Genomic DNA, 13,392 nt, shown 5'->3' on the forward strand with positions numbered 1-13,392 from the left:
CGCAAGTGTGAGCGGAAACCGCTGTGCTTTTCCTGGAACTACTCTGGGCCAAAAAGGGCAAGCCGGGTACCCGGCTTGTCCGCGATAGCAGCAATCAGACCTTGGCGACGATGCGCATGAAGGCGGGCATGTCGTCGCCGAAGCCGACGGTGGCGTCGTTGTCTTCCTGGCGGTGCCGGGCAGGGCGGTTGCCTTCGCGTTGCGGCCGCGTATCGCCACGCTCAGGCGCGCGATCCGAAGAGGTCTTGCGCTCACTGTTTTCCGAGCGGATCGCGTCCTTGCGCGCGCGCCGATCGGTAGTGTCGGCCGCTTCCGCTACATCGGGCTGGTCGTGCGGCTGGGCAGGAACGGCCGAGACGTCTTCCTCGCTGTGTCTGGAACGGCGTTCGCCGCCCCTCTTGCGTTCGCCATTGTCCTTGCGGTCATGGGGCTTGCGGTCTTCGTCCTTGCGGCCGGCGCGGCGCGGCGCGCCCTTGCCGCGGCGCGGAGCATCGTCCTCGCCTTCGCTGGCGACCACGGTCGACAGGTCGCCGTCATGCCACTCGATCTTGGTGCCGATCAGCCGCTCGATGGCATCGATATATTTGGTGTCGGACTTGGTCGCGATGGTGAAGGACTTGCCCGAGCGGCCGGCCCGGCCGGTGCGGCCGATGCGGTGGACATAGTCCTCGGCATGGATCGGCACGTCGTAGTTGAAGACATGGCTGACGTCGGGAATGTCGAGGCCGCGCGCGGCGACATCCGAGGCGACGAGGTAGCGCAGTTTGCCGTCGCGGAAATTGGCCAGCATCTGCATGCGGGCGCGCTGGTCCATGTCGCCATGCAGCGCACCGGCGTCGAAATCGTATTTCAGCAGCGAGCGGAACAGCTCCGAAACCTCGATCTTGCGGTTGCAGAAGATGATCGCGTTCTTCAGTTCCGCGTCCTCGGCCTTGATCAGGTTGCGCAGCGTTTCGCGCTTGTCCCAAGGCTTGGCGCCCGATTTGACCAGCCGCTGGATGATGTTGGTGGCAGCCGACGCGGCCTTGGAGACCTCGACGCGCACCGGCGCATGCAGGAATTTTTCCGTCAGCTTGGTGATCTCCGGCGGCATGGTGGCCGAGAAGAACAGCGTCTGCCGGGTGAACGGAATCATCTCGCAGATGCGCTCGATGTCGGGAATGAACCCCATGTCGAGCATGCGGTCGGCCTCGTCGATGACGAGGATCTCGACGCCATTGAGCAGCAGCTTGCCGCGTTCGCGGTGGTCGAGCAGACGGCCTGGCGTCGCGATCAGCACATCGGCGCCGCGCTCCAGCTTCTTGTCCTGCTCGTCGAACGAAACGCCGCCGATCAGCAGCGCGATGTTGAGCTTGTGGTTCTTGCCGTATTTGACGAAGTTTTCCTCGACCTGCGCGGCAAGCTCACGCGTCGGCTCGAGGATCAGCGTGCGCGGCATGCGGGCGCGGGCGCGGCCTTTTTCCAGCCGGGTCAGCATCGGCAGCACGAAGGAGGCGGTCTTGCCGGTGCCGGTCTGGGCAATGCCCAGCACGTCCTTGCCGAGCAAGGCGTGCGGGATCGCACCAGCCTGGATCGGAGTCGGCTGCGTGTAGCCGGCATCGGTGACTGCGGAAAGCACCTTCGGCGACAGGCCGAGGTCTGAAAAGGTCAACGCTTCTTGAGCGATCGTCGTGTCTGAGGACAAGTGTTGCTGTCTTTGGCTGGTTCGGGGAAGCGCAACGTCATTCGTCGCGGCAAGCGCCACGCGCCTGCAAGATTGGTATTGCGATTAGGCGCAAGCCCGCGATTTGTCAACAGAAACGGGCAGGATTGGCGCGATTGTGAAGTTGTAACCTTAATCGCGATGCTTAATCCGGCCGCTTGTCTCTGTGTCGGCTCAGTAACGGAACTGCTCGGCCAGGATGCGCTCGTTCCAGGAGTGGTTGGGATCGAACAGCAAAGTCGCGGTGGCCGTCGGCGATTCCCGCACCGTGACCGAGGTCACAGCCTTGACCTCCGTGTGGTCGGCGGCGGCGTTCACCGGCCGCTTTTCCGGCTCCATTATGTCGAAGCGCACGGTCGCCTTGTTGGAAAGCAATGCGCCGCGCCAGCGTCGCGGGCGAAACGGGCTGACGGGCGTGAGCGCCAGAAGCGGCGCATCGAGCGGCAGGATCGGACCGTGCGCGGAAAGATTGTACGCTGTCGATCCGGCCGGCGTCGCGATCATCACGCCATCGCAATTCAGTTCCTCGAGCCGCACCTGATCATCGATGCTGATGCGGATCTTGGCCGTCTGATAGGATTGGCGCCAAAGCGCGACTTCGTTGATCGCCAGCGCCGTGACGTGTTCGCCGTCCGAGGTGGTTGCCAGCATCTCCAGGGGCCGGATCGTTTCGGCGACCGCGGCCGCGAGGCGTTCTGTGAGCCCCCCGGAGCGGTACTCGTTCATCAGGAAGCCGATGGTGCCACGGTTCATGCCGTAGACTTTCTTTCCCGTACCCATCGTGTCGCGCAAGGTCTGCAGCAGGAAGCCGTCGCCGCCCAGCGCCACCACGACAGCCGCCTCGGCGACCGAACATTGGCCGTAGCGCGCCGACAGGCTCTCCAGCGCCGCCTTGGCGTCCGTTGTGTCGGACGAGACGAAGGCAATGCTGTTGGCAGCTTTGTTCATGGCTTCCCGATCGCGACCGATTGGCGCCGGCAGGTTCTGGCCGCGCCTGCGCCGGGGTAGCATGGGGCGGCGGGTCTGCAAAGAGAGCCTCAAGCGATGGCGCGGCAGGGCTGTCGCAAGGAGGGTCGCGGTTGATGTCATGGCGCGAGCGAATGTGATGGTTAAAACCGGGCTTAAGCTCTCGTAAAGCCGGATCGGTCATGTTAGCCGGCATGGGTGGTGTGGGGCGCCCGCGGCATCGCTTGTTTTTCTCGACACTTGGCATGCCGCGGCACGTTAGATTTGTGTGCATGATCCCGCGCATTCTGTTGTCGGGGCATGCGCCAACCAGACGAGGCCGACATATTGCCGGTAACACGCCTGATCATCGTCTTTGTCATGTTGGGAAGCTTCGCGCTTGTCTTTGCCGGACTGGTGCGCCGGTCGGAAGAAATGAGCGCCAGGCCGCTGCCCACGGCCTCACGCTGCGGCGATGCCGCCGGGATGCCTTGCCCGCAAAGGGCGCTGTAGGCCGCCCAAATACCCTCATCGACCGCACCACCGAGGATCGCCGACGCTTGGCGGGCTCTGCCGTTGATCCCGAGGCGTGGCGCAAGCCGAGGCGTGGCGCAAGACAAGTTGATCGCGGCAATTGCGGCATCGACAAAACCACTGGTAGAAAGGCTCGGATCCGAAACTGGATCCCGTTTCCCTCATCGCAGGGAGACGAGCCCCGCCGCGTCGACCGGCCGAGTTCTGGAGTGGTGGACGTATGTCGCGCAGCGTGTTGGTTTCCGGTGGCTGCGGCTTCATTGGCTCGCATCTGGTCGATCGTCTTCTGCGGCGCGACGACCTTGAGGCGCTTGTCGTGGTCGACAATTTGTGGACCGGATTGCGCGACAACATTGCCCATGTCGACGACCCGCGCTTCAGCCTGAGGGTTGGCGATGTCGAGAGCTTTACGGACAGCGGGCATTTCGATGAGATCATCCATCTGGCGTCCCCGGCTTCGCCCGCATGGTACAGGCGCGAGCCCGCCCGCACGATCAAAGCCAACATAGGCGGTGCGCTCAATCTTCTGTCGCTGCTGCGGCCCGGCGGCCGCTTCTGCTTCGCCTCGACTTCGGAAGTCTATGGCGACCCCCTGGTGTCGCCGCAGCCGGAGAGCTACCGAGGATCCGTGGACTGTACGGGGCCGAGGGCCTCATACGACGAAAGCAAGCGCTGCACCGAGGCGCTGCTGTTCGAAGAGCAGCGCGTCAGCGGGCTCGATGTCCGCGTCGTCAGGCTGTTCAACACCTATGGGCCGCGAACGCGCATCGACGACGGCCGTGCCGTTTCGAATTTTATCTGCCAGGCTCTGACCACCGGAATCCTGACCGTCTACGGCGACGGTTCCCAGTCGCGCAGTTGGGGCTATGTCGACGACATTGTCGATGGGCTGGAGCGCTTCTTCTGGCGCGACAGCATTTCGCACCGCGGCCCCCTGAACATCGGCAACAATCGCGAGGTCTCGGTTCTCGACATCGCGAAATTCGTCTGCTCGCTGGTTCCCGGCAGCCGAATCGAACACCACGCGCCTGCCCCGCAGGATCCGACGAACCGGTGCCCGGACCTGACCCTGGCAAGGCAGGTTCTGCCCGGATGGGAAGCGGCGACCAGCTATCAGGAGGGGTTTCAGCGTACTTTCGAATGGTTCCGGCAACAAATTGACGCCGGCAGCGAAGCGGCGCCGAAGGCCTGAAAGCGAGATACGCGGCTCCCGGCCTGGTCCATCATGGCGATCGGGAAACGGAAGCGAGCCGGCTGGCGAAATAGAGATCGCGCGGCGGAGTTTTCCATCCCGCCTACAGAAATGGCGCCTGAAGCCTGGCGCCCTTGGCTTGTCGGGCGAGCCACGCAATTGCGGGCGGTGGCAGGGCGGCGAAAAGATATTGACTGTATAGTTAGTTATAATCTAGCTTCATAACTGAAAATCGAGTTGGCCAGCTGGCATCCGCCAGTGAATGGCTACGAAGAGGGGATATCTCGACAGCCATTCGGCCCGTTGTGGGGGCGAACGGCGTCACCCGGCTTGTTGATCGGCAGGAAATGGACCGGAGGCGGCGATGCCGCCGGTCCCAACAATGGGAGCAACTCTTATGAACTGGAAACTGACCGCGGCTGCCGTCGGGCTGTCGCTCTTCACCGCGACGGGCGTTGCCCGCGCCGATGGCGAACTCAACATCTACAATTGGGGCAATTACACCAGCCCGGACCTCATCAAGAAGTTCGAGGAGACCTACAAGATCAAGGTCACCGTCACCGACTACGACTCCAACGACACCGCCTTGGCCAAAGTCCGCCAGGGCGCTTCCGGCTATGACATCGTCGTGCCCTCGGCCAGCGTCGTGCCGATCTGGATCAGCGAAGGCCTGCTGCTGGAAACCGACCCCAACAAAATGGAGAATTTCAGGAATGTCGATCCCAGATGGGTCGACGTACCCTTCGATCCGGGCCGCAAATACACCGTTCCCTGGCAGTGGGGCACAACGGGCATTTCGGTGAACAAGTCAGTCTATGCCGGCGACCCGAACACGTCAGCACTGTTCCTCGACCCGCCGGCCGAACTTGTCGGCAAGATCAATGTCGTGCCCGAAATGGGTGACATCATGTTCCTCGCCATCGCCTATGAAGGTGGCCAGTACTGTACCAACGACATGCAGGTGCTGAAGAAGGTCCACGACAAGCTGGTCGAGGCGAAGGCGAAATGGCTTTCGCTCGACTATGCGGCCGTCGACGGCTTGGGCAGGGGCGACATCGCCGCCGGCGTCAACTGGAATGGCATATCGCTGCGCGAGCGGCTGCAGAACGACAAGATCGTCTACGGCTATCCCAAGGAAGGCTTTCCGATCTGGATGGACAATGTCGCGGTTCTCAAGGACGCCAAGAATGTCGAGAATGCCAAGCTCTTCCAGAATTTCATCATGGACCCACGGAACGCCGCGCTGATTTCGGCTTTCGCCCGCTATTCGAACGGGATCAAGGGCTCGGAAGCCTTCATGCCCGATGATATGAAGAACGCACCTGAGGTGAATATCCCGGCGGAATTCGCCGCCAAGGGCCAGTTCATGCCGGCCTGTCCAGCCGATGTTCAGGCGCTTTACACGAAGATCTGGACCGACCTCCAGAAATAGCGCCAGCAGCCGAACCCAACAAAGAGCCGCCGGGCCGCGATGCGCGGTCCGGTCACACCTTCATGCCCAAGTGCGATCACCTGATCGCGGGAGATTTTCGATGTCCGATCTCGACCTTTGCTACATGCCCGCCAGCGAGGCGCTGCGGCTGTTCAAGGCCAGGAAACTCTCGCCCGTCGAACTGATGCAGGCCACCATCCGCCGCGCCGAGGCCACCAAATCGGCGATCAATTGCTTCACCTTCACGCATTTCGAAGAGGCGCTCAAGCTGGCCGCCAAGGCGGAGGCGAAATACGCCAAGGGCGCCAGGACCGGCACGCTCGAGGGCCTGCCGATCGGCATCAAGGACGAGAGCTACATCAAGGGCAAGCCGACGTCGCATGGCTCGCTGCTGTCCAGGGATGCCATGGGCGGCCACACCTCGACGATGAACGAGCGCATCATCAAGTCCGGCGGCATCGTCCATGCCCGCACGGCGACGCCCGAGTTCAGCTGCGCCGGTTACACCTGGTCGAAACGTTGGGGCGTCACCCGTAACCCATGGAATCAGGATTTCACGCCTGGGGGATCCTCGGGCGGTTCGGCGGCAACGCTGGCTTCGGGCACGTCGTCGATCGCCACCGGATCCGACATTGCCGGATCGATCCGCATTCCGGCCTCTGCCTGCGGCCTTGTCGGCTTCAAACCGCCCTACGGCCGCAATCCGGACGAGCCGCCCTTCAACCTCGATTTCTATTGCCACACCGGGCCGCTGGCGCGGAACGTCCGGGATGCGATTCTGCTGCAGAATGTCATGGCGGGGCCGAGCCCGCTCGACATCGCCACGCTCCGTCCGAAGCTGCGGCTGCCGCTCGATTACAAGCCTATCAAGGGCTGGAAGATTGCCTTCTCGATGGATTTGGGTTCCTTCGAAGTCGACCCTGATGTGCGCAAGAACACGCTCGCTGCCTGCGAAGTGTTCCGCTCGCTTGGGGCGACGGTCGAGGAAGTCGATCTCGGCTGGGACGACAAGGTGCTCAAGGCTGGAATGGCCTATCTGGAGCATCTTTTCGGCGCGTCGCTGTCGCAACTGCTTGCCGAGCACGGCAGCGAGATGACCAGCTATGCCAGGCGGTTCGCCGAGGACGGGCAAAAGTCCAAGGCCACCGACTTCGTCGCGACGCTCGATGTTGCGGCCCGGATGTATCAGACCCTGGGTCCGCTGCTGGAAACCTACGATGTGCTGATCTGCCCGACCAACGCGCTTCCCGCGGTGCCGGCGGAATTCGATCAGACCACGGGAACCGTCGAGATCAATGGCAAAGAGGTGAACCCCTCGCTGGGCTGGGTGATGACGACGCCGTTCAACATGATGAGCCGCTGCCCGGTGCTGTCCATGCCTTCAGGGCGGGCGGCAAGCGGCGTCCCGACGGGCTTCCAGATCGTCGGCCGAACCTATTGCGACGCCGACGTCTTCCGCACGGCGATGGCCTATGAAACGGCGCAGGGGCAATGGTACACAAGCGCCGGAACGCGCCCATCGCTTTGACAGGTGATGCAAGGGAAAGTCGATGAAGATGGTGCAACGCAAGGCAGCGGCAAAAGGCCGGGCTGGGACGGCCAAGGGCAGGGCTTCGGCCAATGACGCCGCGCCCAAGGACCGCCGGCGCGAGCGTGGCGAAGCCAGCGTCCAACGCATCATCGACGCCACCATCGAACTCATCGCGGAGGAAGGACTGGCGAGCGTCACCATGCAGCGCATCGCCGAGCATGTCGGCTCGTCGAATGCGCTGGTGGTTTTCCATTTTCGCAGCAAGGAGAATTTGTTCCGGGCCGTCCTGCAATATCTTAGCGATCAGTACGATGAGCTGTGGGTGACGCTGGTGCGGGTGCCCGGGCAGTCAGCGGTGGAGAGGCTGTTGGGCGCGGTCGGCTGTGCGCAGCGCTTCGCCAGGGAGCATCCGAAATGGGTGTCGGTCTTCGTCGCCTTCTCCAGCGACCGCAAGAGCATGCAGATCTACAATGAAATCGGCCTGCCAAGCGATCTCGCCTACACCGCCGAAGCGCGCGAATTGCTGGTCGAGATCGCGCGCGGCGGCGGCTATGGCGACGTGGACATTGACACGCTGTCGGAGAGCCTGAACTACCTCGTTCACGGCGCATGGTACTGGGATCATCTCAATCCGTCCGGCCGTGGCACCGATGTGGTGCGCAAGACCATGCTGCTCCTGCTGCACCAGGCCTTTCCACGGCATTTCGATTTGATGCCGTAACCCGGCCCTCAGGGACGCTGCCGCAAATGGCAGCCGGCCTGACGTTTCTGTTCGAGATATTCGTCGATCAGCTGGCCGTAGCGCACTTTGCCGAAGCTCGGAAAATGGCCGCCATGGACGACCGAGACGTCGAGATCGCGCATGGCGAGCAGCGTCGCCATATAGTCCGAAATATCCGAGTGGTAGACATCGTCGATCAGCGGACCGTCATAGATGATATCGCCGGACAGCAGGATGCCGGTCTTCTTCTCGTAAAGCGCAATGCCGCCCGGCGAATGGCCTGGTGTGTGGACGACTTCGAAGGCGCGGTCGCCGAGATCGATGACATCGCCATGCGCGAGCAGCCGGTCGGCCGGCGCGGGCTGGATGCGGTAGTGCGCCGTGTCCCAGCCCCGCGGCTGGCGATCGAACATCTCTTCGGTCGCATAACTGCCGGCAGCGGTCCATTCGTTGCGTGGATCGGCCAGGATTGCCGCTTCGGCCGCATGCACGCAGCGATCGGGGAATTCATGGTGGCAGCCGATATGGTCGAAATGCGTGTGGCTGGCGACGCAGGTCAGCTTGCGCTCGCTCACCAGCGGCACATGGCCGCGCAGGCTGAAATGACCGAGACCACTGTCGAACAGCAGATCGCGGTCGCGTCCGCGCACATGCCACATGTTGCAGCGGAAGAACGGTTTTATCCATGGCTCGTGGATCAGCGTGATGCCGTCGGCCATGCGGATTGTTTCGTACCAGTCCGGTGCGTCGATGACCGCAAGCGTGCTCATATTCAATCCGTCAGCAGGATGATCTGGTCGGTATCACACGAAATCGCGACCCTGTCGCCCGCCTGGACGATGGCGGTCGCCGGCAGCTTGGCGATGAACCGCAGGGACGGCTCTTCGACGGAAGTCGCAAGGACGCGCTTGAAACTGCCCTGGAAGACGACGTCGCTCACGTCAGCCTTGCCGAGCTTCGTTCCGCCCGGCGCCGCGCCAAGCATAAGGTGCTCGGGCCGAATGGCCAGTGCGGCAGCCGACCCCAATGGCAAGGCACTGGACAAGGAAACCGGTCCGACTGGTGTGGCGACGGTGCACGTCTTGTCCCCGGTTTCCATGACAGTCCCGGCAAGGATCGTGCTCTCGCCCATGAAGGTCGCGGAAAAGCGCGTCGCCGGCCTCGCATAGACGCGCTCGGGCGGCCCTTCGTCCTCGATGCGGCCGTCATTTATCACCACGCAATGGTCGGCCAACGCCATCGCTTCTTCCTGGTCGTGGGTGACATGGATGAAGGCGGTGCCGACCCGCTTCTGGATTGCCTTCAGTTCGTCCTGCATCTGCCGTCGCAGTTTCAGGTCGAGCGCCCCGAGCGGCTCGTCGAGCAGAAGCACCGCCGGCTCGATCACCAGCGCGCGTGCCAGCGCGACCCGCTGGCGCTGGCCGCCGGAGAGCTGGTGCGGCTTCTTGTCGAAGGCGGAGTCGAGCCCAACCAGCACCAGCGTCTCGCGGGCGCGGGCCGCGCGCGTCGCGCCGTCGACACTTTGCATGCGCAACCCAAAGCCGACATTGCCGCCGACGCTCATATGCGGAAACAGCGCGTAGTCCTGGAACACCGTCGTCGTCGGACGCTTGGCTGGCGGCACCGAGGTGCAGTCCTCGCCACGGATAAACACCTTGCCTTCGCTCGGGATGACGAAGCCGCCCAGGATGGAGAGCAGCGTCGTCTTGCCGGAACCGGATGGTCCGAGCAGGATCGTATAGCTGCCGGCCTCTATCGTCAGCGAGACGTTCTTCAGCACGGGATGCTGGCCGAAGCGGTGCGAGACGTCGCGGATATCGACCAGGGGTGCGCTCATGCCGGCCTTCTCCGCAACAATGTCAGTTCAAACAGCACGACCAGCACGATCGAGACGGCAAAGACCAGCGAACCGACGGCGTTGGTTTTGGGGTTGAGACCGGAGCGCAGCAGGTTCCAGATTTCCACCGGCAGCGTGGTGTCGAAGCGGGTCAGCAGGAAGGAGATCACGAACTCGTCCCAGGAGAAGGTCATCGACAGGAAGAAGCCGGCGAAAATGGCCGGCGCCATGACCGGAACGGTGATCAACAGCAGCACCTTCCACTCCGGCGCGCCGAGATCGCGCGCGGCGCGCTCGATGTTGATCTGGTGGTCGCCCATCTGGCTGTAGATGATGGCAAAGCACAGCGGCAGGTTGATCACGACATGGCCGATCCCGGCGGCAAGCAGCGACTTCGGCACGCCGGCCCAGTTGAACAGCACCAAAAGCCCCATGCCGATGATGAGGTAGCTCACCGTCAACGGCAGTGTGATCAGCCCGCGCAGCAGACCCGAGCCCGGCAGCACGAAACGCGCGAAACCCCAGGCCGAAAGGAAGCCGAGCGTGACGGCGGTGGCCGAGGAAAGCACCGCGACCAGCAGCGAATTGACCAGCGCCGAGGTGAGCCGCGTGTCTGAAAGAACCGCCTGGTACCAGCGCAGCGACGGGCCGGTGAACGGCGGAATCGGGAAGGAGGTCGACTGCAGCGAGAACAGCACCAGCACGACGACCGGAAGGAAGATGAAGCCATAGACGGCAAGCGCGTAAATCCAGGAAGCGACGGAGACAATCCTGCGCATGGTCAGGTCCGCTCGATCTTCAGCCAGCGGGCGCAGGCGAGGTAGGCGACAGTCACCACCGCCATCAGGATGATCGACAGCGCCGAGGCCAGCGGAAAATCGCCGCGCCGGCCGATCTGCATCATCACCAGCTGCGGCATCAGCAGCTCGTTGTTGCCGCCGAGGATCTGCGGCGTGATGTAGTCGCCGATGCACAGCACGAAGGTCAGGAACGCGCCGACCATGATGCCGGGCAAGGTGAGCGGCAGGATGACATGCAGGAAGGTGCGCACCGGTCCGGCGCCGAGATCGGCTGCCGCCTTGCGATAGCTTGGGCTCAACTGCTTCAGATTGGCGAAGATGGTCAGCGTCAACAGCATGACGAAGAAATGCACGAAGCCAGTGACGGTGGCCAGGCGCGTGTTGGCGAGCTGCAGCGGCTCGCTGATCAGGCCTGAGCCGGTCAGCGCCCGGTTGATGACGCCGTTCTGCGCCAGCACCAGCAGCCACGAATAGGAGCGCACGACGTAGGACGTCCAGAACGGCAGCACGGCCAGCATCAGCGCCAACCGTTGCCAGCGTTCAGGAACCTGTTCGGCCAGGACCCAGGCGAAGGGATAGGCGAGCAGCACGGAAACCACGGTGACGATTGCGGTGACCTGCAGCGAATTCACCATCGCTTGCCAATAAGCGGGGTTTGCGAAGAACTGGCTGTAATTGGACAGGGTGGCCTCGCCGCCCTCATGCGCGGTGAAGCTCGAAAGCCCCATGGCGACAAAGGGCAGCACGAAGAAAAGAAGCGTCCAGCCGAGCGCCGGCGTGACCAGCGCCCAGGGCAGGGCATCGCTCGCCCGGGGCAGGGCGCGGCCCGTCCGGTTTCCTGCTGTGCTCATGAGCGTATCAGCTCACTTGGCCTGCAGCATTTCGGTCCACATATCCTGCATCTTCTTGTCGAGGTCGGCATTCGGCGCCGGGTAGGATTGCGCACGGGCGAGGAAGCCGGGCTGCTCGTCGAAGCGCAGCACCTTCTTCTGGTCGTCGCTCAACGCGGCCTTGGTGTTGGACGGCATGCCCCAGTAGCAGGACGAGGTGGCGAGCCGCGCCTGGCCTTCCGGGCTCATAATGTACTGGATGAACTTCAGCGCCATGTCCTTGTTCTTGGAATCCTTGAACATGGCGAGCGACTGCGACCACAGCACCGCGCCCTCCTTCGGGATTGAGAAATCCAGCGCCGGGTTTTCCTTGGCAAGGCCTGCCGTCACCCATTCGCCGCCGCCGACCAATATGTCGACCTCGCCCGTGGCGAGCGCCGTCTGGCTGGCGGTGACTTCGCCGACCAGCTTGGCGTTGGCCTTCATCTTGAGCAGCTCTTCCTTGAGCGCCGGCAGGTCGGCTTCGTTAAGGTCTGCCGTCTTCTTGCCGATGGCGAGCGCCGCCATGCCGATCACGGGGAGATAGTAGTCGTAGATGGCGACCTTGCCCTTGTATTTGTCCGAAGTCAGCGACGCCAGGGACTGCATGTCGGCCGGATCGACCTTGGTCTTGTTGAAGCCGATCGTGTTGTAGCCGAATTTTTCGGTGATGCCGTAGCGCTTGCCACCGACAATGGTCGATCCGTCCATCTTCACCTGCGGGAAGAGGTCGGCCAGGGGCAGCTTGTCTTCCGGCAGCGGCTCGAACAGGCCCTTTTCGACGCCGCGCGGCACGTCGATGCTGTCGATCACCATCACGTCCCAGTCGCCGGGTTGCGACTGCTCGACGATGGCGAGGCCGGCGCCCGTGCCTTCGAATTCCTTGACGTTGACCTTGACGTTGTTGGCCGCCTCGAAAGGCTGCAGCAGGGTCGGATCGGAATGGTCGCACCAGATCAGCGCGTTGAGGTCGGCGGCCTCGGCGAGGCTGCCTGCCCCAAGCATCAGGGCCGTGGCGGCGCACGCCGCGTGCAGATTGCGCTTCAGGACGGAAAGCGGATTCCCGGATTTGATGGACATCGAGTGTTCTCCCTTGCCTTTGTGGCTTCTTGTAAAAAATTGAACCAATTCTAAAATTGAGTCAATTCTGTTTTTATGGCAAGAGGCTGCTATGAGCGGATTGCGGGCAAGGCAAAAGGCGGACCGGCACAGGCGCATCATCGAGGCGGCGGCAGCACTTTTCCGCGAGGCCGGCTATGAGGGCGCCAAGATCGAGGCGATCGCCGCGCAAGCCGAAGTCTCGATCGGCACGATCTACAATTACTATGAGAACAAGGGCGACATCCTCGGTGCCATCGTCTCGCTGGAAGTCAACGAAGTGCTTAATGCCGGGCGCGGCGTCGTCGCCAGGCCGCCGGCCAATGTCGGCGATGCGCTGGACACGCTGATCGGCATCTACATCGAGCACTCGCTGCACTATCTCAGCAAGGAGATGTGGCGGCAGGCGATGGCGATCTCAACGCAACTGCCCGACAGCCCGTTCGGCCAGGCTTATACCGGCCTCGACCGCGAACTCACCGAGCAGATCAGCGCACTGGTTGCCCGGCTGCAGGAGATCGGTCTCGTGCGGCAGGACATTGACGGGGCAGCGCTGGGCGAACTGATCTTCAACAACATGAATATGATGTTCGTTGAATTCGTGAAGCGCGATGAGGCGAGGATACCGGAATTGAGGGCAGCGATACGGAGGCAGAACCGGATATTGGTGGCGGCGATCGGGGTGTGAGGGAGTCAGGAGCAGGCAGGAGAAGTCGTTGCTTTGGCCTCAC

General features: G+C 62.8%; 13 protein-coding genes. 6 read left to right on the plus strand and 7 right to left on the minus strand.

Translation table 11 applies throughout. The features are described 5' to 3' along the window. Positions 1-94 precede the first annotated feature (94 nt). A complete protein-coding gene (locus tag LB564_RS01370; RefSeq protein WP_224534500.1) occupies positions 95-1,684 on the minus strand; it encodes a DEAD/DEAH box helicase in 1,590 nt (529 codons plus the stop codon). 192 nt (positions 1,685-1,876) lie between these two features. Further along, complete coding sequence (locus LB564_RS01375) at positions 1,877-2,650, minus strand: NAD kinase (protein WP_224534502.1); 774 nt, start codon at positions 2,648-2,650, stop codon at positions 1,877-1,879. A gap of 318 nt (positions 2,651-2,968) precedes the next feature. Between LB564_RS01375 and LB564_RS01380 the strand changes: the two genes are divergently transcribed. The 5 genes from LB564_RS01380 to LB564_RS01400 all read left to right on the plus strand — a co-directional run bounded on the left by LB564_RS01380 (position 2,969) and on the right by LB564_RS01400 (position 8,057). Continuing rightward, positions 2,969-3,160 carry a hypothetical protein gene (locus tag LB564_RS01380; RefSeq protein ID WP_224534503.1) on the plus strand — a complete coding sequence of 64 codons (192 nt, stop codon included), beginning with the start codon at positions 2,969-2,971 and terminating at the stop codon, positions 3,158-3,160. A 241-nt stretch (positions 3,161-3,401) separates the two neighbouring features. After that, complete coding sequence (locus LB564_RS01385; protein WP_224534504.1) at positions 3,402-4,373, plus strand: NAD-dependent epimerase/dehydratase family protein; 972 nt, start codon at positions 3,402-3,404, stop codon at positions 4,371-4,373. A gap of 397 nt (positions 4,374-4,770) precedes the next feature. Then, on the plus strand, positions 4,771-5,805 hold the full coding sequence (locus LB564_RS01390) for an extracellular solute-binding protein (protein WP_224534505.1): 1,035 nt from the start codon (positions 4,771-4,773) through the stop codon (positions 5,803-5,805). 100 nt (positions 5,806-5,905) lie between these two features. Further along, positions 5,906-7,333, plus strand: coding sequence for an amidase (locus tag LB564_RS01395; RefSeq protein WP_224534506.1), 1,428 nt, complete (start codon positions 5,906-5,908; stop codon positions 7,331-7,333). Between the two features lie 22 nt (positions 7,334-7,355). Continuing rightward, positions 7,356-8,057: a TetR/AcrR family transcriptional regulator gene (locus LB564_RS01400; protein ID WP_224534507.1), complete on the plus strand. Its 702-nt coding sequence runs from the start codon at positions 7,356-7,358 to the stop codon at positions 8,055-8,057. Between the two features lie 8 nt (positions 8,058-8,065). Here LB564_RS01400 and LB564_RS01405 read toward each other — a convergent pair whose 3' ends face one another. The 5 genes from LB564_RS01405 to LB564_RS01425 are packed head-to-tail and all read right to left on the minus strand — an operon-like array spanning position 8,066 to position 12,643. Beyond that, entirely contained in the window at positions 8,066-8,827 is a 762-nt protein-coding gene (locus LB564_RS01405) for an MBL fold metallo-hydrolase (RefSeq protein WP_224534508.1), read from the minus strand. Between the two features lie 2 nt (positions 8,828-8,829). Continuing rightward, positions 8,830-9,894, minus strand: a complete 1,065-nt coding sequence (locus LB564_RS01410) for an ABC transporter ATP-binding protein (protein ID WP_224534509.1) — start codon at positions 9,892-9,894, stop codon at positions 8,830-8,832. Then, positions 9,891-10,673, minus strand: a complete 783-nt coding sequence (locus tag LB564_RS01415; RefSeq protein WP_224534510.1) for an ABC transporter permease — start codon at positions 10,671-10,673, stop codon at positions 9,891-9,893. Before LB564_RS01415 ends, LB564_RS01410 begins: the two co-directional genes overlap by 4 nt. A 2-nt stretch (positions 10,674-10,675) precedes the next feature. Further along, entirely contained in the window at positions 10,676-11,545 is an 870-nt protein-coding gene (locus LB564_RS01420) for an ABC transporter permease (protein ID WP_224534511.1), read from the minus strand. Between the two features lie 12 nt (positions 11,546-11,557). Continuing rightward, entirely contained in the window at positions 11,558-12,643 is a 1,086-nt protein-coding gene (locus LB564_RS01425; protein ID WP_224534512.1) for a spermidine/putrescine ABC transporter substrate-binding protein, read from the minus strand. 91 nt (positions 12,644-12,734) lie between these two features. Between LB564_RS01425 and LB564_RS01430 the strand changes: the two genes are divergently transcribed. After that, positions 12,735-13,349 (plus strand): TetR/AcrR family transcriptional regulator, encoded by a 615-nt coding sequence (locus LB564_RS01430; RefSeq protein ID WP_224534513.1) that lies wholly within the window; start codon positions 12,735-12,737, stop codon positions 13,347-13,349. Positions 13,350-13,392: the final 43 nt, after the last annotated feature.

Origin of the sequence: Mesorhizobium sp. ES1-6 (assembly GCF_020164775.1) — a bacterium.
Lineage (GTDB): Bacteria > Pseudomonadota > Alphaproteobacteria > Rhizobiales > Rhizobiaceae > Mesorhizobium.

What these genes read in the sequence shown, in the direction of transcription:
- LB564_RS01375 (WP_224534502.1), bottom strand. Translation starts at nt 2,650, where the DNA reads ATGAACAAAGCTGCCAACAGCATTGCCTTCGTCTCGTCCGACACAACG.
- LB564_RS01380 (WP_224534503.1), top strand. Translation starts at nt 2,969, where the DNA reads ATGCGCCAACCAGACGAGGCCGACATATTGCCGGTAACACGCCTGATC.
- LB564_RS01385 (WP_224534504.1), top strand. Translation starts at nt 3,402, where the DNA reads ATGTCGCGCAGCGTGTTGGTTTCCGGTGGCTGCGGCTTCATTGGCTCG.
- LB564_RS01390 (WP_224534505.1), top strand. Translation starts at nt 4,771, where the DNA reads ATGAACTGGAAACTGACCGCGGCTGCCGTCGGGCTGTCGCTCTTCACC.
- LB564_RS01395 (WP_224534506.1), top strand. Translation starts at nt 5,906, where the DNA reads ATGTCCGATCTCGACCTTTGCTACATGCCCGCCAGCGAGGCGCTGCGG.
- LB564_RS01400 (WP_224534507.1), top strand. Translation starts at nt 7,356, where the DNA reads ATGAAGATGGTGCAACGCAAGGCAGCGGCAAAAGGCCGGGCTGGGACG.
- LB564_RS01405 (WP_224534508.1), bottom strand. Translation starts at nt 8,827, where the DNA reads ATGAGCACGCTTGCGGTCATCGACGCACCGGACTGGTACGAAACAATC.
- LB564_RS01410 (WP_224534509.1), bottom strand. Translation starts at nt 9,894, where the DNA reads ATGAGCGCACCCCTGGTCGATATCCGCGACGTCTCGCACCGCTTCGGC.
- LB564_RS01415 (WP_224534510.1), bottom strand. Translation starts at nt 10,673, where the DNA reads ATGCGCAGGATTGTCTCCGTCGCTTCCTGGATTTACGCGCTTGCCGTC.
- LB564_RS01420 (WP_224534511.1), bottom strand. Translation starts at nt 11,545, where the DNA reads ATGAGCACAGCAGGAAACCGGACGGGCCGCGCCCTGCCCCGGGCGAGC.
- LB564_RS01425 (WP_224534512.1), bottom strand. Translation starts at nt 12,643, where the DNA reads ATGTCCATCAAATCCGGGAATCCGCTTTCCGTCCTGAAGCGCAATCTG.
- LB564_RS01430 (WP_224534513.1), top strand. Translation starts at nt 12,735, where the DNA reads ATGAGCGGATTGCGGGCAAGGCAAAAGGCGGACCGGCACAGGCGCATC.